At 60.2% G+C, this 19,886-nt stretch carries 15 protein-coding genes and 9 tRNA genes; 1 reads left to right on the plus strand and 23 read right to left on the minus strand.

The window, feature by feature from the left end:
- Positions 1 to 92: 92 nt before the first annotated feature.
- The 8 genes from nifJ to pnuC all read right to left on the minus strand — a co-directional run bounded on the left by nifJ (position 93) and on the right by pnuC (position 9,749).
- Positions 93 to 3,638: a pyruvate:ferredoxin (flavodoxin) oxidoreductase gene (gene nifJ, locus AB5Y99_RS20490; RefSeq protein ID WP_368210751.1), complete on the minus strand. Its 3,546-nt coding sequence runs from the start codon at positions 3,636 to 3,638 to the stop codon at positions 93 to 95.
- A 228-nt stretch (positions 3,639 to 3,866) separates the two neighbouring features.
- Positions 3,867 to 5,507, minus strand: a complete 1,641-nt coding sequence (locus AB5Y99_RS20495; RefSeq protein ID WP_252412109.1) for an alpha-glucosidase — start codon at positions 5,505 to 5,507, stop codon at positions 3,867 to 3,869.
- Between the two features lie 200 nt (positions 5,508 to 5,707).
- Positions 5,708 to 6,088, minus strand: coding sequence for a DUF1622 domain-containing protein (locus tag AB5Y99_RS20500; RefSeq protein ID WP_058055657.1), 381 nt, complete (start codon positions 6,086 to 6,088; stop codon positions 5,708 to 5,710).
- A gap of 61 nt (positions 6,089 to 6,149) precedes the next feature.
- Positions 6,150 to 7,070 (minus strand): alpha/beta hydrolase, encoded by a 921-nt coding sequence (locus AB5Y99_RS20505; RefSeq protein ID WP_252412110.1) that lies wholly within the window; start codon positions 7,068 to 7,070, stop codon positions 6,150 to 6,152.
- 87 nt (positions 7,071 to 7,157) lie between these two features.
- Entirely contained in the window at positions 7,158 to 7,484 is a 327-nt protein-coding gene (gene yqfB, locus AB5Y99_RS20510) for a N(4)-acetylcytidine aminohydrolase (protein WP_368210754.1), read from the minus strand.
- Between the two features lie 42 nt (positions 7,485 to 7,526).
- Positions 7,527 to 8,198 (minus strand): Crp/Fnr family transcriptional regulator, encoded by a 672-nt coding sequence (locus tag AB5Y99_RS20515; protein WP_075114944.1) that lies wholly within the window; start codon positions 8,196 to 8,198, stop codon positions 7,527 to 7,529.
- Positions 8,199 to 8,303: 105 nt separating this feature from the next.
- Positions 8,304 to 9,029: a nucleoside phosphorylase gene (locus AB5Y99_RS20520; RefSeq protein ID WP_368210756.1), complete on the minus strand. Its 726-nt coding sequence runs from the start codon at positions 9,027 to 9,029 to the stop codon at positions 8,304 to 8,306.
- 3 nt (positions 9,030 to 9,032) lie between these two features.
- Positions 9,033 to 9,749: a nicotinamide riboside transporter PnuC gene (gene pnuC, locus AB5Y99_RS20525; RefSeq protein WP_100645328.1), complete on the minus strand. Its 717-nt coding sequence runs from the start codon at positions 9,747 to 9,749 to the stop codon at positions 9,033 to 9,035.
- 263 nt (positions 9,750 to 10,012) lie between these two features.
- On the opposite strand from pnuC, the gene AB5Y99_RS20530 reads away from it, so the two are divergent.
- A complete protein-coding gene (locus AB5Y99_RS20530) occupies positions 10,013 to 11,845 on the plus strand; it encodes an SLC13 family permease (RefSeq protein ID WP_201942581.1) in 1,833 nt (610 codons plus the stop codon).
- 218 nt (positions 11,846 to 12,063) lie between these two features.
- Here AB5Y99_RS20530 and AB5Y99_RS20535 read toward each other — a convergent pair.
- The 15 genes from AB5Y99_RS20535 to lolB form a co-directional block, all read right to left on the minus strand.
- Positions 12,064 to 12,147: transfer RNA gene (locus AB5Y99_RS20535), tRNA-Leu, on the minus strand.
- 8 nt (positions 12,148 to 12,155) lie between these two features.
- A tRNA-Met gene (locus tag AB5Y99_RS20540) sits at positions 12,156 to 12,232 on the minus strand.
- 39 nt (positions 12,233 to 12,271) lie between these two features.
- Positions 12,272 to 12,346 (minus strand) — tRNA-Gln (locus tag AB5Y99_RS20545).
- 10 nt (positions 12,347 to 12,356) lie between these two features.
- Positions 12,357 to 12,433: transfer RNA gene (locus AB5Y99_RS20550), tRNA-Met, on the minus strand.
- A 39-nt stretch (positions 12,434 to 12,472) separates the two neighbouring features.
- Positions 12,473 to 12,547: transfer RNA gene (locus AB5Y99_RS20555), tRNA-Gln, on the minus strand.
- A gap of 46 nt (positions 12,548 to 12,593) precedes the next feature.
- Positions 12,594 to 12,668: transfer RNA gene (locus tag AB5Y99_RS20560), tRNA-Gln, on the minus strand.
- Between the two features lie 46 nt (positions 12,669 to 12,714).
- Positions 12,715 to 12,789 (minus strand) — tRNA-Gln (locus AB5Y99_RS20565).
- An 8-nt stretch (positions 12,790 to 12,797) separates the two neighbouring features.
- A tRNA-Met gene (locus tag AB5Y99_RS20570) sits at positions 12,798 to 12,874 on the minus strand.
- A gap of 234 nt (positions 12,875 to 13,108) precedes the next feature.
- Positions 13,109 to 14,200: a redox-regulated ATPase YchF gene (gene ychF, locus AB5Y99_RS20575; RefSeq protein WP_005353921.1), complete on the minus strand. Its 1,092-nt coding sequence runs from the start codon at positions 14,198 to 14,200 to the stop codon at positions 13,109 to 13,111.
- 116 nt (positions 14,201 to 14,316) lie between these two features.
- Entirely contained in the window at positions 14,317 to 14,913 is a 597-nt protein-coding gene (pth, locus tag AB5Y99_RS20580; RefSeq protein WP_058059203.1) for an aminoacyl-tRNA hydrolase, read from the minus strand.
- A 218-nt stretch (positions 14,914 to 15,131) separates the two neighbouring features.
- On the minus strand, positions 15,132 to 17,120 hold the full coding sequence (locus AB5Y99_RS20585) for a bifunctional UDP-sugar hydrolase/5'-nucleotidase (protein ID WP_368210757.1): 1,989 nt from the start codon (positions 17,118 to 17,120) through the stop codon (positions 15,132 to 15,134).
- Between the two features lie 115 nt (positions 17,121 to 17,235).
- Positions 17,236 to 18,183: a ribose-phosphate pyrophosphokinase gene (locus tag AB5Y99_RS20590; protein WP_005343846.1), complete on the minus strand. Its 948-nt coding sequence runs from the start codon at positions 18,181 to 18,183 to the stop codon at positions 17,236 to 17,238.
- A gap of 195 nt (positions 18,184 to 18,378) precedes the next feature.
- Positions 18,379 to 18,453 (minus strand) — tRNA-Gln (locus AB5Y99_RS20595).
- 1 nt (position 18,454) lies between these two features.
- On the minus strand, positions 18,455 to 19,303 hold the full coding sequence (gene ispE, locus AB5Y99_RS20600) for a 4-(cytidine 5'-diphospho)-2-C-methyl-D-erythritol kinase (RefSeq protein WP_042054540.1): 849 nt from the start codon (positions 19,301 to 19,303) through the stop codon (positions 18,455 to 18,457).
- Positions 19,303 to 19,881, minus strand: coding sequence for a lipoprotein insertase outer membrane protein LolB (gene lolB / locus AB5Y99_RS20605; protein WP_005353907.1), 579 nt, complete (start codon positions 19,879 to 19,881; stop codon positions 19,303 to 19,305). The genes ispE and lolB overlap by 1 nt, the downstream gene beginning before the upstream one ends.
- Positions 19,882 to 19,886 lie beyond the last annotated feature (5 nt).

Genomic DNA, 19,886 nt, shown 5'->3' on the forward strand with positions numbered 1-19,886 from the left:
GGCTCACCATAGCTAGCATCAGGGCTCCCCGCGGGGAGCCCTGATTGTTATTTGGCGAATAGCGTGGCTGTTGCCATCAAGCCATACGTGGCTTACTCCTGCGCCGGACTCTCCTTGCCTGCAAGTTGACTCAACCAGGCGAAGCGGCGGTTGGCCTCCTGCTCCGCTTCTTCATAGAGCTGGCTGGCCACCTCCGGCAGCTGACGCTCCAGCCGCTGGAAGCGGGGCTCATGGCGCAAGGTCTCGGCCAGCGAGGCATTGGGTGCCCGCGAGTCGAGTGCCAGCGGCAACTTGCCCTCGTCGGCGCGGCGCGGATCGAAGCGGTAGAGCGGCCAGAAGCCGGTGGCTGTCAGCTGCTTCATCTGCTCATGGCTCTCGGCCATGTCGTAGCCATGCTCCTCGCAGGGGCTGTAGGCGATGATGAGCGACGGTCCCGGATAGGCTTCCGCCTCCTGAATCGCCTTCACCGTCTGGTTCATTTGGGCGCCGAGGGAGATCTGCGCCACATAGACGTGGCCATACATCATCACGCTGGCCCCGAGATCCTTGCGTGCCTTGCGTTTGCCCTGCTCGCCAAACTTGGTGATGGCACCGAGCGGGGTGGCCTTGGACTGCTGGCCGCCGGTGTTGGAGTAGCACTGGGTGTCGAGCACCAGCACATTGATGTTCTCCCCCAGACTCAGCACATGGTCGAGTCCGCCAAAGCCGATGTCGTAGGCCCAGCCATCGCCGCCGATGAGCCAGACCGATTTTTCCACCAGATAGTCCGCATCGCGAGCCAGCTCAAGGGCCTCCGGAGTCTTGCTCTCTTGCAGCAGCTCCCGCAACTGCTGGATATGGGCCCGCTGCTCGGAAACCGGCAGGGTGGCATCGCCGAGCACCTCGCGTAGCGCTGCCGGTATGGTGTCGCCCAGGCTCGCCAGCAGACGGCGAACCCGCTCCCTGTGTTGATCGACGGTAAGACGGAACCCCAGTCCGAACTCGGCGTTGTCTTCAAACAGCGAGTTGGCCCAGGCCGGCCCGCGCCCGTCGGCGTTGGTGGTGTAGGGGGTGGTAGGCAGGTTGCCGCCATAAATGGACGAGCAGCCGGTGGCGTTGGCAATCAGCAGCCGATCGCCATAGAGCTGGGTCAGCAACTTGATATAGGGAGTCTCGCCACAGCCGGAGCAGGCGCCCGAGTATTCAAACAGCGGCGAGATGAGCTGGGAGGTGCGGATGTCGATGCGTTCCAGCTGCTCGGCGCTGCGCTCTGGCAGGTCGAGGAAGAAGTCGTAGTTGGCCTTCTGCTCGTCGAGGTGATCGAGCCGTGAAGCCATATTGATCGCCTTGTGATCCGGGTTGCTGCGATCCTTGGCCGGGCACACCTCGACGCAGAGGTTGCAGCCGGTGCAATCCTCTGGCGCCACCTGCAGCACGTACTGCTGGCCGCGCATGTCGCGGGATTTCACATCCAGCGCATCGAGAGTGGCGGGAGCTGCGACCAGCGCATCCGGTTCTACCACCTTGGCGCGAATGGCCGAGTGGGGACAGGCGGCGACGCAGTAGTTGCACTGGGTACAGAGCTCCGCCTCCCAGATAGGGATCTCCTTGGCGATATTGCGCTTCTCCCAGCGGGTGGTACCGACCGGCCAGGTGCCATCCGGCGGGAAGGCGGAGACCGGCAGGCTGTCACCCAGTCCCGCCAGCATGGCGGCGGTGACGGTCTGGACAAAATCGGGGGCCTTGGCTGAAACCACCGGTGGGCGCGGGCGACTGGCGGGATCCAGCTCACCCAGCGGCACCCGGGTCAGAGCGGCGCAGGTTGCCTCCAGTGCCATCCAGTTGCGCTCGACCAGAGTCTGCCCCTTGCTGCCATAGCTGGCGGCGATGGCCTGCTTCAGCAGGCTGGTCGCCTCTGTGGGGGGAATGATGGCGCTGAGCTGGAAGAAGGCCATCTGCATCACGGTATTGATGCGGTTGCCGAGCTGGCAGTCGCGGGCAATTTTGGCGGCGTTGATGATGTAGAAGCGCGCCTCTTTCTCGCGCAGGGCGTGCTGTACCTCGCTGGGTAGGCGTTGCCAGATCTCCGCTTCGCTGTAGGGGGTGTTGAGCAGGAAGATACCACCCGTTTTCAAGCGCTCCGCCATCCGGTACTTGTCGACAAACTGCCACTGATGGCAGCCGATAAAGTCCGCCTCTTCCACCAGATAGGCCGATTGGAGCGGTCGCTCGCCTACCCGGAGGTGAGAGACGGTGAGGCCGCCCGCCTTTTTGGAGTCGTAGACGAAATAGCCCTGCGGATAGAGGCCGGTGTGGTTGCCGAGGATCTTGATGCTGTTCTTGGCCGCCGAGACGGTGCCATCGCTGCCAAGACCGTAGAAGAGTGCCTCCAGCTTGTGTTGCTGGCCGTGGATGGGGCTTTGCGAATTCAGCGCGGGCAGCGGTAGCGAGAGACCTGTGATGTCATCGAAGATGCCGACGGTAAAGCGCGGGCGCGGGTTCTCCTGCGCCAGTTCGGCAAACACTGCCAGCGCGCAGGCGGGGCCGAACTCTTTGGAGGAGAGGCCATAGCGACCGCCGATGACCCGCGGCAGGCTTGCCCGCTCGCCCCGGCTGACCGCTTCGGCAAGCGCCGTCATCACATCGAGATAGAGGGGCTCGGCCTGTGCGCCCGGCTCTTTGGTGCGATCCAGCACGGCGATGGTGCGGGCACTCTCGGGAATCGCGGCCAACAGGTGCCCGGCCGAGAAGGGACGGAACAGCCGCACCTTCACCAGCCCCACCTTCTCCCCTTGGGCAAGCAGGCGTTCGATCACCTCTTCACAGGTGCCGATGGCCGAGCCCATCAGCACCACTATCCGCTCCGCCTGCGGGTGGCCGACATATTCAAACGGCCGGTAGTAGCGGCCGGTCTGCTCGCCAAAGGCTTGCATCGCATCGTTCACATGGCCATAGGCGGCGTCATACCAGGGGTTGCTCGCCTCCCTGCACTGGAAGTAGGTGTCCGGGTTGGCGGCGGTGCCGCGAATGACCGGTTTGTCGGGGGTGAGCGCCCGGTCACGATGAGCACGGATGGCATCTGCGGGCAGCAGGGCACGCAGAGTGTCGTCAGCGAGCGGCGCTATCTTGGCGATCTCGTGAGAGGTACGAAAGCCGTCGAAGAAGTGGATAAAGGGGAGGCGGCTGTTGAGGCTCGCTATCTGCGAAATCAGGGCAAAGTCCTGCGCCTCCTGCACATTGCTGGCACAGAGCATGGCGCAGCCGGTCTGGCGCACCGCCATCACGTCCGAGTGATCGCCAAAGATCGATAGCGCGTGGGCCGCTACGGTGCGCGCCGCCACATGCAGTACGAAGGGGATGAGCTGACCTGCCAGCTTGTAGAGGTTGGGGATCATCAGCAGCAAACCCTGCGACGAGGTAAACGAGGTCGCCAGCGCGCCGGTCTGCAGGGCGCCGTGGACGGCGGCGATGGCCCCCCCTTCCGATTGCATCTCGACAACCCGGGGCACATCCCCCCACAGGTTCTTGCCTCGCTCGCTCGACCAGGCCGACGACTGCTCAGCCATGGCCGAGCTGGGGGTGATGGGGTAGATGGCGATGACTTCGCTGGTGCGGTACGCCACCGAGGCGACTGCGTTATTCCCGTCTGTGGTGATCATCTGTTTTCCACTTTGCTATGCCAGTTTGAAGGCCGATAGTTGCATCGGCAATGGATAGGTCGCTGGCATAGTAAGAGGGGCAATGAGAGCGTATCAAACGGGATAAATAATCAATTAATAAGTCAGTAATAGTGGTTAATTTAATCCCACCGCGTGGGAGCGTGATTTTCTGCTGGTAGCCAACGTGGGGCGATTGACGGGCCATTGGTATGGCCCGTCAGCACGGGGTTAACCCTGATCCACTTGCAGCCAGATGGCGCACTGATAAGGGGCGAAGAGTGGCTGTGGTTCGCTTGGGTAATTGGCCAGCAGCAACCGCATCTTGTGTGTCACCTTGTCGAAGTGGGGCATCGGCAAGGGGTTCGCCGTGAGATTGGCGAGCAGCAGCAGGGTGTGCCGCTCTGTGCTGGCCGGATCCTGCCAGTGGCGGCGGTAGCTGATGCGCTCGGGATCATCCCCATCCAGCAGCTCGAAATTGCCGTGGCGAATGACCGGGTGAGCCTTGCGCAGGGCGATGAGCTGGCGATAGCAGTGAAACGGCGAGTCGGGGCGGGCCAGCTGCTCGGCGGCATTAATCTCGATGTGATTGGCGTTGAGGGCAATCCAGGGCGTGGCTGTGCTGAAATCGGCGTGGGGGCCGGCGTCCCACTGCATCGGGGTACGGGCGTTGTCGCGGCCGATGGCATCGAGCCGCCGACTCAGCTCGACAGGATCCAGCCCTGACTGGCTGGCGCGGTAGTTGATGGCCTCCACATCGCGCAGCTCGCCCGGCTGCCAGTGGCGGTTGGTCATGGCGAGCTCCTCCCCCTGATAGATGAAGGGAGTGCCCTGCATCATATGCAGCACCATGGCCCACAGGTTGGCGCTGGTTTCACGCCACTCTGACCTGTCATCGCCAAAGCGTGATACGGCGCGGGGCAGGTCGTGGTTGCCGAGAAACAGGCTGTTCCAGCCCTGACCGTGCAGCCCTTGCTGGTGGCGGGCCATGGCTCGCTTGAAGGCGAGGAGATCAAAGCGGGATGACCACTTGTCACTGCCCAGCCCCAGATGCTCGAAGTTGAACACCATGCTGAACTCGCTGCCGTCGTGGTTTGAATAGTTCTGCATATGGGCGAGGTCGGCCCCCCAGGTCTCCCCCACAGTGATGATCCCCTTGCCGCCGAAGCTCGCTGCATTGAGCTCGCGGATATAGTCGTGCAGGCGCGGGCCATTGCTCATGGCAAGCCGGTCCCACTCCTTGCTCACCATGTCGATCACATCGAAGCGAAACCCCTTGATCCCTTTGCCCAGCCAGAAGTTGATCACCTCTGCCATTTCGGCACGCACCGCCGGGTTGTCCCAGTCCAGATCGGCCTGACTCACATCGAAGTTGTGCAGGTAGTAGCGATCAAGCGCTGGCACATACTGCCAGCCGCTGCCGCCAAAAATCGAGGTAATGGGGTGAGCATCGACAAAGGCTTGATCCCGGAATACGTAATAACCCTGATAACGGGGATCCCCGGCCAGTGCCTTCATAAACCACTCGTGCTCGGTGGAGGTGTGGTTGGCAACGATATCCATCATGATGCCGATGCCGTGAGCGGCCGCTTCGGCTATCAGCAGCTCCATCTCGGCCAAGGTGCCAAAGGCGGGGTCGATGGCGCGGTAGTCCGCCACGTCGTAGCCGTTGTCCCGCTTGGGGGAGCGATAGATGGGGGTGAGCCAGAGCATATCGACACCAAGCTGTGCCAGATAGTCGAGGCGCTGGCGGATGCCGTTGATATCGCCCATGCCGTCGCCATCGCTGTCCTGAAAACTCATGGGGTAGATCTGGTAGATGACGCAGCTATCGAGGTTGATGGCGGGCGTGTGGCGGGGTTGCGGGTTCATCAGCGTGGCCGGTTGGGGGAAGAGATTTTCTATCTTACGCAGATGAACGGGCAGTCAACAGGGCAGGGGAAGCCTTGAAAAGGGTTCCATTATTGGCTGATTGCCAAAAGTGCGGGAAGGGTCACAAAGGTGCCATCCCAGGCCACGGAGGTGGTCGGGATGGCACGGCACTTAGCACTGATACTCTGCAGGAATACAGGTTATTGAGCAGCCTTGGCCTGCTCGTTGCGCTGCTCCTGCTGGCGTTCCGCCTGCGCCTCCAGCTCCTTGCCGAGGAAGTAGTTCAGGAAGGTGCGGATCACCGCGATGATGGCGAGGCGGATCAGCTCCTCCTTGCTCGGCGCGACCGTGGTGGCCAGGATGTCGGCGGCCAGCTGGAACTCCAGCGCCAAGATGAGCCAACTGCCGAAACAGAGGCGAATGCGCGGAAAGCCGGGCTGGTGATCTCGCACTCTTGCCGCCAGCCAGAGGGTCTTGCCAAGCCCTATCACCACACAGGCGATGGAGATGATCTCCAACAGCAGCTGGAACAGCTCGACCCCGTGCATCATCCCCTCTTTCAGGCTCGCTACCTCAAACACTCGGGTCACCTCCATGATTCAAAAGAGGACACTGTTAACACATCGCTCGGCAAAGGCCAAATCAGAGTCTCCTGATAAGCAGTGAGAGCTGTTCAATGAGCTGACGCGCAGTGGGGCTGACTCCGGCCAACTGGAAGAAGCCGTGTATAACACCCAGTTGCCGCTGACAGGTGGTTGTGACGCCGGCTTGTAGCAGTTTGCGATAGAGGGCTTCCCCTTCATCGCGCAGCGGATCATATTCCGCCGTTACGATATGGGTCGGCGGCAATCCTGACAGGGCTGGATGGTGGAGCGGGCTGGCTTCGGGATGAGTGGCGGGTAGCTCGCCCAGATAGGCGTGAAAACCGCTTAACAGCATGTCGCGGGTGATGAGGTAGTCATCCCCTAGCTGCCGATAGCTGTCACTGTCGCCCGCAGCATCGAGCATCGGATAGATGAGCAGTTGGGCTGCAGGCAAGGGTGCGCCTTGCTCCTGGAGTCGCAAGGTGGTGATCAGGGCGAGGTGGCCGCCTGCACTGTCGCCCGCAAGGACAATCCGTGCCGGATTCCCATGCCATTTCTCCACATCGGCCATGATGGCGAGCGTAGCAGCCAGTGCGTCGTCGTGTGCTGCAGGATAGGTGTGTTCAGGGGCAAGGCGGGTATGTACCGCGAACACCAGTGCTTCGGCGCGATTACACAGCATGCGCATCTGGCGGTCGTGGGTGTCGAACTCGCCGCTGACAAAACAGCCGCCATGAAAGTAGATCAGGGCCGGACGGTTTGCGCTTGAGGTGGGCGCTGGCTGATAGAGGCGAATGGAATAATGGCCGTTTTGCCACTCTTCGATAGCGCCAACCTCCTCCCGTTCACCGCCCAATATGGCCGAAGCAAGATAGCCTTCACGTCGCGCCTGCCAGCTCAGGCTACTCGCCTTGGGGCGGCCTGCAGCGATGAACTCCGCCACCATGGCCGCAATGGCCGGTTCAAGTTGTATATCCATAACGCACCAATAACTGTATATAAAAACAGTTATTTTGCGCCTTTAGCCAGAGAGCGCAACCGGCGTTAGCTGAGGCAGCTCACAAAATCAGACTTCAAGCAGCTGGAATTCAATCACATAGAGCGGCGGCAGATCGGGGTAGATATCGCGGATCACCTGTTTGAGCTCAGGGAGGGTCATGTTCTCCTGACGGGCATGCTCGTCATTCAGTTCATCGAAGGTGACCGCCTGGACCGAGAGCACCTCTATGGTGCCGAAGGGCTGGTGTTCCGGGTTGGTGAACAGCGCCAGCCGCTGGCCAAGCTTCCAGTTGGCCTCGCTCTCGTCGCGGATGGTGATGGTCTTGCGGCCCGCCTGAATATCGGCAACGAAGCGGCTGAAGAAGGTGAATTCGGGATAGGAATGGGCAGACATGGTGACTCCTGACTGGGTGAATCGAAATGAGGTGAAAGGAAATCAAAGATCGAGATAGGCGCGCAGCCTGGCCAGATCGGCGATGACGGGGCCGTCGCTGCCGTCGGCAACTATGCCCTGTTCGACCAGCTCCTTGAGGGCGCGGCGGTAGACCCGCTCTGTGGTGCCGAAGCGCGCCGCCTCATGGGCCCGCTTGCGTGACCCCAGCATGGGGGTGCGCTGGCGTTCTCGCCACAACTCGTAGGCGATGTTGTAGGCGATGGGGTGGAGCAGCCGGCTGGTGGTGATCTCCAGGGTATCGAGATAGTCGCTGGCAAGTGCGGCGGCGAAAAAGAGGGTCAGCTCGGGTTCGGCCAGCAGCCGCTGGGCCAGCTTGTGGGCGCAGATGACCCGGGCATCCAGCTCGGTCTCGGCCACCACGTTCCACTGCACCGGGGTGGCGCTGAAGAACTCCATCTCGCCAAAGATCTGGCTGTGACACTCAATCTCGCCGAGTTGGAAGCGGCGGCCCGAGTGCACTGTGCTGTTGAGGGAGACCCGGCCATGTTCGACCAGATAGAGCTGCTCGCTCTGCTCCCCCTGCCGCATGATCAATTCGCCCGGCAGGTAGCGGCGCAGAAACAGGGTGCAGGTGTCGAGCGCCGCGGCAAAGCGGGGTTCAAGCTGCTGGAGTTCGGCGTGAAAACGGCCGAGGGGGTAGGGCTGTTGCTGCATGACTTGCCTGTCGCACCGGATGACGAGGGCCATGAGGCTAGCAAGAGTGCGGGCCGGATACCAGCCCGCACGGTAGCGGATGTGCCGCAGTTAACGGTTTGCGCTTTATTGCACCAGAGCGTGGAGGGCGGCGGCGATGGCTTGCTGCTCACCAGCCATCATCGCCTGTTCGGCGCTGGCGTAATCCGCCACCCCTTGTTGCACATCCTGCTCGAACCGCACCACGTTGCAGAGCACGGCGGCGACCCGCACCTTGCGCAGGCGACCCACGGTCAGCAGGGAGGCGGTCTCCATGTCAGCGCCCAGTACGCCACGGGCATGCCAGTAGCGGCACACCTCCTGCTCATCATCCCGATAGAAGCTGTCGTGGGAGCGTACCAACCCGTGCCAATGAGGCTGGCTGCCGGTTGCCACATGGTTGAGCAAGGCGGCCTGCAGCCAGATATCGGCGCAGGCGGGGTACTCGGCGGGCAGATAGGCCTGTGAGGCACCCTCATTGCGTACAGCCCCTTCCACCACGATAAGGTCGCCCAGCCCGATGTCGTGCTGCAGGGCACCGGCGGAGCCGACCCGAATAAGCGAGCGGGCACCGGCTTGCACCAGCTCCTCCAGCGCTATGATGGCCGAGGCGCCGCCGATGCCGGTGCTGCAGACCGTGATGGGCAGCCCCTGATAGCGGCCGTTGATGAGGCGAAACTCCCGGTTTTGCCCCAGCACTTCACACTGTTCGAGCTGGCTGGCGATGCGATCGACCCGGGCCGGGTCGCCGCACAGTACCACCCGCTCGGCAATCTGGTCGGGGCGGCACTGGAGATGGGGTAACAGACTCATGGCTTACAGACCTTGTGGCTGGCGCTTGGCGGCAATCACCCAGAGGCGAGTGCCGTTGGCGGCGATAAACAGCAGGATCAGGTACTCCAGCGACATGGCGTAAACGCCCTGCGCGGCATAGACACCGATGCTGATGATGTTGATGACGACCCAGAGGATCCAGTTCTCCACGTATTTGCGGGTCATCAGGATCTGGGCGACCACCGAGAGCACCGTCATGCTGGCATCCCAGAAGGGGAAGGCATCAGGGGAGGGCTCGGGGGTGGCAAGGTTGGCACCAAACAGGTTGAGCAGGGAGACCGAGGTGCGCGCCAGGGTGGCGAAGACCGGGTCGATATAGCGGGTCAGCAGAGCGATGGCCAGCACGCTCACGGCGGCGGTCACCATCAGTTTGGATCTGCTGAGCCAGCGGATCTGCAGGGTATCCCCCTGATCGTTGGCCGGGCGGGTCCAGGCGTACCAGCCGTAGACGTTGGCGCAGAAGAAGAACAGCTGCAGCATCAACAGCCCGTAGAGCTGGATCTGGAAGAAGATGATGGCAAACAGGCTGACGTTGATCAGACCGAACAGGTAGTTGATGGTCTTCTCCTGACTGGCGAACCAGATACAGGCCAGCCCGAACAGGGTGCCGATGGCTTCAATCCATGACATGGCATAGCCGCCACCCAGCGGTATGGTCACTAGCGTGTTATTGATGCTGAACAGCTCGAATATGCTCATTTTCTGATCCTTGGGCATGAGGGTTAGTATGCGAGGGCGCCATTCTAAGGGGTGAGGGGGAGGAGGGGCAGGACTTTTGTCCGCCCCGTACTTGGCCCATATCAAAGAAATCGCCGCTGCTGCCCGCTTATTCCAGCAGTGATGGGTTATGGTGCCCCCGCTGGCCGGACTTTATTGATATGTAGCAAGATGATAGCGCCGTGGCTGTGGTCTGATAGAGTCCACTCTCCGGGAGGAGAATCACGTGATAAAAGGAGGTTGCATTGAATTCCGAGCTTGTCTGGGTGCTCTGTCTGCTGGCTGGCGCCATCTATCTCTTCATGACCAACAAGGTGCGCATGGACGTGGTCGCCCTGGGCGTGGTCATCTTGTTTGTGCTGAGCGGCACCCTCACCCTGTCGGAGGCGCTGGCGGGCTTTAGCGATCCCAACGTCATTCTGATTGCCGCCCTGTTCGTGGTCGGGGAGGGGCTGGTGCGCACCGGCATCGCCTATCAGGTGGGGGATGCGCTGGTGAAGGTGGCGGGCAGCAGCGAGACCAAGCTGCTGGTGTTGCTGATGGTAGCGGTGGCGAGTCTGGGGGCGGTGATGAGCAGCACCGGAGTGGTGGCCATCTTTATCCCGGTGGTGCTGAGCGTGGCGAACCGGATGGGGATCCCGGCCGGTCGCCTGATGATGCCGCTCGGCTTTGCCGGGCTGATCAGCGGCATGATGACGCTGGTGGCCACGCCCCCCAACATGGTGGTCAACAGCGAGCTGATGCGCCACGGCATACATGGTTTCGGGTTTTTCGATTTCACCCCCATGGGCGTGCTGATCCTGGGGCTGGGCATCCTCTACATGTTGCTAGTGCGCGGCTCCTTGGTGGGTGAAGGGGAAGAGGGCAAAGGCAAGCCGACCGGGCGCCGCACCCTGCGCGATCTCATCCGAGACTACCGGCTGGCCGGTCGGGCCCGTCGTCTGGCGCTGCGGCCTGACTCCCCGCTGATTGGCCATACCCTGGATGAGCTGCAACTGCGTGCCCGTTATGGTGCCCACGTCATCGGGGTGGAGCGCTGGCGCAAGTTTCGCCGGGTGATGGTGCCGGTGTCCGGGATCAGTGAGTTCCAGGCCAGGGATGTGCTGCTGATCGACATGTCAGACCCCGAGGTGGATGTGCGGGCGTTTTGCACCGAGGCGCGGCTTGAACCCATGATCCTGCGCGGGGAGTATTTCTCCGATCAGGCGCGGGAGGTGGGGATGGCCGAGGTGTCGCTGATCCCCGAGTCCAAGCTGCTGGGTAAAAGCGTGCGTGAGGTGACCTTCCGCTCCAGCTATGGTCTGAGCGTGGTGGGGCTGCGCCGCGACGGTGAAGCGCTGGCAGGCAAGCTGGTGGACGAGCCGCTGCAGATGGGGGATACACTGCTGGTGGTAGGAAACTGGAGCCACATCAGACAGTTGCAGACCCATAGCCGCGACTTTCTGCTGATGGGGTTGCCCGCTGAAGTGGACGAGATGGCCCCCGCCCGCAGCCAGGCGATCCATGCCCTCTTCTGTCTTGGAGTGATGATCCTGCTGATGGTGACCGATCCGGTGCCCAACGTGATTGCCGCGCTGATCGCCTGTCTGCTGATGGGCAAGTTTCGCTGCATCGATATGGAGAGTGCCTACAAGTCGATCCACTGGTCGACCCTGATCCTTATTGTCGGTATGCTCCCCTTTGCGCTGGCGCTGCAAAAAACCGGCGGGGTGGATCTGATCGTCGGTGGTCTGATCAATGCGGTAGGGGAGATGGGGCCGCGGGTCATGCTGGCCAGCCTGTTTGCCCTCTGCGCGGTGATCGGGCTCTTTATCTCCAACACCGCCACCGCAGTGCTGATGGCGCCCATTGCGCTAGGCACGGCGCAACAGATGGGGGTATCACCCTATCCGTTTGCCATGACCATTGCCATCGCCGCCTCGGCCGCTTTTATGACGCCGGTCTCGTCACCGGTGAATACCCTGGTACTGGGGCCGGGCAACTACAAGTTTGCCGATTTTATCCGTATCGGAGTGCCATTCACCCTGTTGGTGATGGCGGTGAGCGTGGTGGCGATCCCCTGGTTCTTCCCGTTCTGATAACCGGGATGATGAATGTGTGCACCAGCGGCCTGCGGGCCGCTTTTTTGTGGCCGGGAGACAAGAATAGCAAGGCGTGCTCGGAATAAATGAAGAGGGACGTGAACGTGAATTAACGTGGAGCTGGGTTAATAGAGGAGCGAGAGAAAAACTGGGGAGAGGCAAATTTCAGATACAAAAAAACCAGCGTGAGCTGGTCTGTTTGGTACTGCTATTAATGGTGCGGAAGGAGAGACTCGAACTCTCACGCCTAGGGCGCCAGAACCTAAATCTGGTGCGTCTACCAATTTCGCCACTTCCGCAATATTAATGGTGGCTATGACGGGATTCGAACCTGTGACCCCCGCATTATGAGTGCGATGCTCTAACCAACTGAGCTACATAGCCGTTTGTTATCGACCACAGATGTGGAAGAGAACAGAAAAATGGCTGGGGTACTAGGATTCGAACCTAGGGATGGCGAGATCAAAACCCGCTGCCTTACCGCTTGGCGATACCCCAACAGAAATAATGGTGGCTATGACGGGATTCGAACCTGTGACCCCCGCATTATGAGTGCGATGCTCTAACCAACTGAGCTACATAGCCGTTTGTTATCAACCACTGATGTGGAAGAGAACAGAAATATGGCTGGGGTACTAGGATTCGAACCTAGGGATGGCGAGATCAAAACCCGCTGCCTTACCGCTTGGCGATACCCCAACAGCGCTCCTCAACAGTCATGAGACTGGCAAAGAACTTTTAAAAATGGCTGGGGTACTAGGATTCGAACCTAGGGATGGCGAGATCAAAACCCGCTGCCTTACCGCTTGGCGATACCCCAACAGCGTTCCTCAACAGTCGCGAGACTGGCAAAGAACTTTTAAAAATGGCTGGGGTACTAGGATTCGAACCTAGGGATGGCGAGATCAAAACCCGCTGCCTTACCGCTTGGCGATACCCCAACTAGAGATGGTGGCTATGACGGGATTCGAACCTGTGACCCCCGCATTATGAGTGCGATGCTCTAACCAACTGAGCTACATAGCCAACCTTGCTTCCGGTGAGTCGTTACCTCGTCACCGTGCGGGCCGAATTATGCGTATCTGGCTCTGGGGCGTCAACCCTTTTTTTGCCAGAAAAACGCAATTTGAGTGCGTTTGACCAGTTATTGGTCTCTGTTGCGCAAAAGCCCAACAATCTGGTTTTTTTTAAGACATTGCCATTATTGCCCGGGCAATGGCAGATAAAAAACAGGCCAGCAAATGCTGGCCTGTCATGGGATTAGACATTGAACAGGAAGTTCATGATATCGCCATCTTTGACGATGTAATCTTTCCCTTCAGCGCGCATCTTGCCCGCTTCCTTGGCGCCTTGCTCACCCTTGTAGTTGATAAAGTCTTCAAAGGCGATGGTTTGGGCGCGAATAAAGCCTTTTTCAAAGTCAGTGTGGATCTTGCCTGCCGCTTGCGGGGCAGTGGCACCGACCGGAATAGTCCAAGCGCGTACCTCTTTCACACCGGCGGTGAAGTAGGTCTGCAGGTTGAGCAGCTGGTAGCCGGAGCGGATAACGCGGTTCAGGCCCGGCTCTTCGATGCCTAGGTCTGCCATGAACTCGGCGCGATCTTCGTCGTCCAGTTCGGCAATGTCGGCTTCAATAGCACAGCAGACGACCACGACAACCGCGTTCTCGGCGGCGGCGATTTCACGCACCTTGTCCAGATAGGGGTTATTCTCGAAGCCATCTTCCGCCACGTTGGCGATATACATGGTGGGTTTCAGGGTCAGGAAGTTGAGGTGGCTCACGGCGGCCAGCTCTTCTTTATCCAGCTTCATGCCGCGGATCATCTGGCCGTTTTCCAGCGCAACCTTGATCTTCTCAAGCACTTCCACTTCCAGCTTGGCATCCTTGTCGCCGCCTTTGGCGCGCTTGGACTGACGGTGAATGGCGCGCTCGCAGGCGTCCAGATCCGACAGGGCCAGCTCGGTGTTGATCACTTCGATATCGTCAGCGGGAGAGACCTTGCCGGCAACGTGAATGATGTTCTCGTCATCGAAGCAGCGCACAACGTGGCCGATTGCTTCGGTTTCACGGATGTTGGCCAGGAACTGGTTACCCAGACCTTCACCCTTGGAGGCACCGGCAACCAGACCGGCGATGTCGACGAATTCCATGGTGGTCGGCACAACACGCTGCGGATTGATGATGGCAGCCAGCTGATCGAGGCGGGGATCCGGCATCGGCACCACACCTGTGTTCGGCTCGATGGTGCAGAACGGGAAGTTGGCGGCTTCGATACCGGCCTTGGTCAGCGCGTTGAACAGGGTGGATTTGCCTACATTGGGCAGGCCCACGATACCGCATTTAAAACCCATGGATTGTTACCTTACTTGATGGATGCTGTTGGGGGTCGCCCGCAGGCGGCCCATGTCATGCTTGTTCTGGTCGTTGCTCATGTACCGGCACAATGCCCGTACAGGGTCAAACCGACCTAACCCTTTTCCGCCTTGAAGCTGTGCAAGCGATTCATGGCCTTGGTCATATCTTGTTTGAACAGGATGTCGGTGGCGCGCAGGGATTCGTCCAGCGCGGCGTCGATCAGGTTCTGTTCACTGCTGGGGGCCTTGGTCAGGACGAAGCCAGCCACCTGCTCTTTGCTGCCGGGATGGCCGATCCCGAGACGCAGCCGGAAGAAGTTATTGTTGTTGCCCATCTTGGCGATGATGTCCTTGAGGCCGTTATGGCCACCGTGACCACCACCCTGCTTGAACTTGGCGATGCCAGGCGGCAGATCCAGTTCGTCATGGGCAACCAGAATCGCTTCCGGCTCAATCTGATAAAAACGCGCCAGTGCGGCCACCGCCTTGCCAGAGAGGTTCATATAGGTGTTCGGGATGAGCAGCCGCACATCCTGCCCCTCGACCAGGATGCGGGCAGTATGGCCGAAGAACTTGGGTTCTTCACGCAGGCTGACATTGTGCCAGCGGGCCAGTTGCTCCACATACCAGGCGCCCGCGTTGTGGCGGGTCTTGGCATATTCCGGGCCGGGGTTGCCCAGTCCGACGATCAGTTTGATTTCGCTTGTCACGCTTGATGTCTTCACTCGCAGCTGCCGTGGGCACACTACCCAGGGCAATAGGACGCAATATTCTAGCCGCCGAGTGGCGATCACTCAACCAATGCGCATGTTATGGCGGGATTTGCAGCATTATTGCGGCCAATGGGTGGCTAACGGTGGGCAAACGGGCCTCTTGCAAGAGGCCCGTTTCAGTTTACCGATGGACTGTGCCCGGTTGACTACCGTCGTTATTTGGCACGCAGCAGGGTGACGGTCTCTTCATCCAGAGCGGTCAGGGTGGGACGGGCATCGCGCACATACTCCACGAAAGAGGCTGCATCGGTGCCGCAATCCACGCCGCTGGCTTTGCAATCGAGGGCCTGGCCCGGGGCATAGACGGCGCTCAGCAGTTCACCGTTTTGTGCCACCTTCAGCACAGGGAAGGCGGTCAGCTTGCCATTGACGCTGGCGATATCGACCCGCTCGCTCTGGTGGCGCTGGGCATTGGCCAGTGCCTGCCAGCCATCGTTACCGTTGGCGCTGTAGGCGTTCATCACCACCCGATAGCGCTGGCTATCCACCAGATCCTGCCACTCGCCGCTTGCGGTCTTGCGCTGCAATTGGGTCAGGGTGCCCGCTTTGCCTGCGTCGGTCTCCTGGAAGGTGTAACGCAGGTGGCCGCCATAGGGGAACTTGCCGGCATGGGCGCTGGCGGGCAGGGTGGCGGTGATGGTCTCGGTCAGCAGGGCGCGTACCTCGGCGCCGGTCAGGGTCAGCACCGAGAGCTGGTTCTTGAATGGCAACAGGGTGAGGGCACTATCCCCCTCGCGCCATTCGCCAGCAGGCAGGTCGGCGCGCACGCCGCCCACCGCAACCAGAGAAAAATCGACCGGGCCGCTGGTCAGGGCTTGCACTGCTGGGGTATTGGCCCAGTAGAACTCCCCTTCGGCAACCAGCGGCGCTACATCTGAGCCGTGGCTGTCGCTGCCGTTGTCACCGGGACGACGGGCATTTTGCAGCTGCTCGGGGATGGTGCCGATCACAGGCCCGTAGGCTTTCTCCAGCGCTGGTTTGTAGTGGCTGTCGATGATGCCGCGCAGGCGCGGATCTTCATCCACGGTCACCAGATTGGGCTGGCTGTCGACAAACTGGCTTGCCTCTTTGCTGCGGGCATCGTCGAGCGCCTGCTTGCGCGCCGCATCGGCGAAGAAATCGCGGCTGGCCAGCAGGCTGTTGTGGCCCTGGCAGTCGGTCACCTGACCCTGGCTGTCAAAGGTCACCTGTGCCAGACCGATGGCCTGGGCGTAGGAGCCCGCCTGCACCACGCAGGTTTTGCCGATGCCATCCGGATTGGTCACCAGCTTGGCGTAATCGCCGGTCTTGCCCCAGCCGATATTGCGAAAATCGCCGAGCAGGCTGTGGGAGTGGCCACCGACGATGGCATCGAGGCCGTTTACCTTGGCGGCCAGCGCCAGATCTCGCTCGTTGCCGATGTGGGTGAGCGCCACGATCTGATGGATCCCCTTGGCTTGCAGCATGTCGACCGTGGCTTGAGCCGAGGCGACCTCCTTGCCAAAGCGCAGCTTGCCGACGTTGGGGGCGATATTGCCCATGTCTTCCAGTACCAGACCGATGACGGCGACCAGCTGTTTGCCTTGTGGCAGGTTGTCGAGATCGGTGACCGGGCTCTTCTGGTTGCCGTCAAAGGCGTAGACCACGAAGGGCTTGAGGTTGTCAGCCTTGCTGAGGGCCGGATCGGCCTTGGTGTCGAGGTTGGCGGCCAGCACCGGGAAGTTGACCCCCTCGATGAAGCGGGCCAGCTTCTGGTTATCCAGATCGAACTCGTGGTTGCCCAGCGCCATGGCATCGAGGCCGAACTGGCTCAGCAACTCGGCGTTGGCCATCCCCTCGTTGAGTTTGAAGTAGCCACTGCCCTGCCAGGCATCGCCGCCGTGCAGCAGCAGCAAGGGTTGGTTCTTGGCCAGCGCCTCGGCCTGATAGGCTTTCGCCATGGTCAGCAGGCGCGGATAACCGCCAAAGCGGGTATAGAGGGTGTCCGTCTCCCCCTGCTGGGCAAAGATCTGCCCTTTGATCTCGGCATTGACCGGATCAAACTGGGAGTGGGTGTCGTTCATGTGAGCCAGGGTCAGCACAAAGGGCGGATTCTCTTTGGCGGGCTGACAGGCGAACAGGGCGGAGGTAAGGGTCGCGAGCAGGAGGGGACGCAAGCAATTCATGGGTAAATCCTTAAGCCTGCCGGGGCAGGGTCGTACCAGATAGCAGAAAGTTGGAAAGAGAAGGTCCAGAAAGACGAAAACCGCCTGATGGCGGTTTTCGTTATTGCTGAATCTATCAATGCTCAAACATGGCAGAGATGGACTCTTCGTTGCTGATGCGACGAATGGCTTCGGCCAGTACAGTTGACAGCGTCAGCTGCTTGACCTTGCCGACCGCTTTCATCTCCGCAGTGAGCGGGATGGAGTCGGTGATGATCAGTTCATCGATCACGGAGTTCTTGATGTTCTCGACGGCGGAACCGGAGAAGACCGGGTGAGTGGCGTAAGCGAATACACGCTTGGCACCGCGCTCTTTCAGGGCCTCTGCGGCTTTGCACAGGGTGCCGCCGGTGTCGATCATGTCATCAACGATGATGCAGTCGCGGCCGGCAACGTCACCAATCAGATGCATGACCTGGGAGACGTTCGGGCGGGGACGGCGCTTGTCGATGATGGCGATGTCGGTGTCATCCAGCAGCTTGGCGATGGCGCGGGCACGCACGACGCCACCGATGTCCGGGGAGACAACGACAGGAGACTCGAGGTTCTTGGACTTCATGTCTTCCAGCAGCACCGGGCTACCGAACACGTTGTCTACCGGAACGTCGAAGAAACCTTGAATTTGCTCGGCATGCAGGTCAACGGTCAGCACGCGATCCACACCGACGCTGGAGAGGAAGTCAGCGACAACCTTGGCGGTGATGGGTACACGGGCGGAGCGGACGCGGCGGTCCTGACGGGCATAACCAAAGTAGGGGATAACGGCAGTGATACGGCCAGCTGAAGCACGACGCAGAGCATCCACCATGACGATCAATTCCATCAAATTGTCGTTGGTCGGGGCACAGGTGGATTGAATGATGAAGATATCGCCACCACGTACATTCTCATTGATCTGTACGCTGATCTCGCCGTCGCTAAAGCGACCTACGGCAGCATTGCCGAGTTTGATAAACAGGCGATCTGCGATCTTCTGGGCTAGTTCCGGCGTTGCGTTACCAGCAAACAGCTTCATGTCAGGCACGGTTTGAAACCTCGGGGTTGCATCCAGTATGTGGGGGAGTCTGAAATCAGACCCTATCGTTTTGGGGCAAACGATTTATCAAGATAACGTACAAGGTGTCTGCTGCCCAATGATTGTGATGATACCGGTAACCCGAATCCGTGGCCGAGTGCAAAACCGGCCACGTTAATCATCATCAATACCGTTCGGTAAAATTGGCTGGGGTACTAGGATTCGAACCTAGGAATGGCGAGATCAAAACCCGCTGCCTTACCGCTTGGCGATACCCCAATCATTTGAACTGTTGCAATGTGGAGAAGAGAGGTGATATGTTCTCGCCCTTGGCGACAAACCCATCAAGTCCCTTCGGCACGCAGGCCAACACTTCCCGAGCAGTCACTTCGTCTTCAAATTGAGCAAAGACGCAGGCTCCTGTGCCCGTCATTCTTGACGGCGCGTATTCTAGCAACCAGCCGAGCGCATTGGCAACCTCGGGGTGGCGCTTTTTCACCAGTGATTCGCAATCGTTTTTCCACTCGCCTTCCAGCAAGTTGTCCAGCGCCATTTTTGGCGTGGCTCTCGGCAGGTCCGGATCCTGGAATACGGCTGCGGTCGCTACATGGCAATCTGGCTTGAGCACCAGATACCAGGCATCGGGCAGTTCGACCGGTTGCAGCCGCTCGCCCACCCCTTCGGCAAAGGCCGCCTTGCCACGGACAAACACCGGCACATCGGCCCCCAGCTGGACGCCAAGCGCTGCCAGTTCATCTTCACTCAAACCCGCTTGCCAGAGGTGGTTAAGCGCTACCAGCGTGGTCGCTGCATCGGACGAACCGCCGCCAATACCGCCCCCCATGGGAAGCACTTTTTCCAGCCGGATATGGGCACCTTGCGGGCTCGGCAGGGTTGCTTGCAGCAGGCGTGCCGCCCGAATAATCAGATTCTGCTCATCCGGCACCCCGGGAATGGCCGGGCTCAGGGTGAGTGTGTCGCTATTCGGTATCACCTCAAACTCGAGCCAGTCGCTGTGGTTGAGGAAGATAAACAGGGTCTGCAGCTCGTGATAACCATCGGGACGACGGCCATTGACGTGTAGAAACAGGTTGAGTTTGGCCGGTGCCGGCCAGCGTGTGGAAGCCATTAACGTGCAAGAGTCCATTGGTTGATCTGAAGCTTGAGGCGGCTGTTCTGGCCGGTCATGGTCAGCTGGTGTGGCAGGCGGTAGCCATCCTGATCCCGATAATCGCCATAAACGATCTGCCACTGGCCGTCGCGCACGCTGGCCAGACTGCTGTCGGGGTTGAGTTCAAACTCTGCCTGACCTGGCAGCCCCTTGATCCACTCCGGTAATCCTGCAACCGGAATATTCCAGCCGGTCAGTTGATAGATGAGCGCTTCGGCATCCTGGCTCTGGTGGCGATTGCCGTCGCTGTCGAGCAGGGTGATCTCGCCTTTGCTGCGGGAGAGCTCCAGAATGCTGGTGCCAATCAGGCTGGTGAGGTTGAGGCGATAATCCTCCCCATCCTGCTGCCAGTTGAGACGGGCGCTGCCCTTTTGCTGTGGCGTTATGATGGCCATCTTGCCGGATAGCTGCCAATGGGTCAGCTGCTCGAGGCGGGTCCGCTCCTGGTTCCAGTTCACCTGGTCACGCTGGGGCTGGGTGGTGGCACAACCGGCCAGCAACAGCAGGCAGGTGAGGGTAAAAATACGTAGCAGCAAGAGAC

Origin of the sequence: Aeromonas sp. R4-2 (assembly GCF_040908295.1) — a bacterium.
Lineage (GTDB): Bacteria > Pseudomonadota > Gammaproteobacteria > Enterobacterales > Aeromonadaceae > Aeromonas > Aeromonas veronii.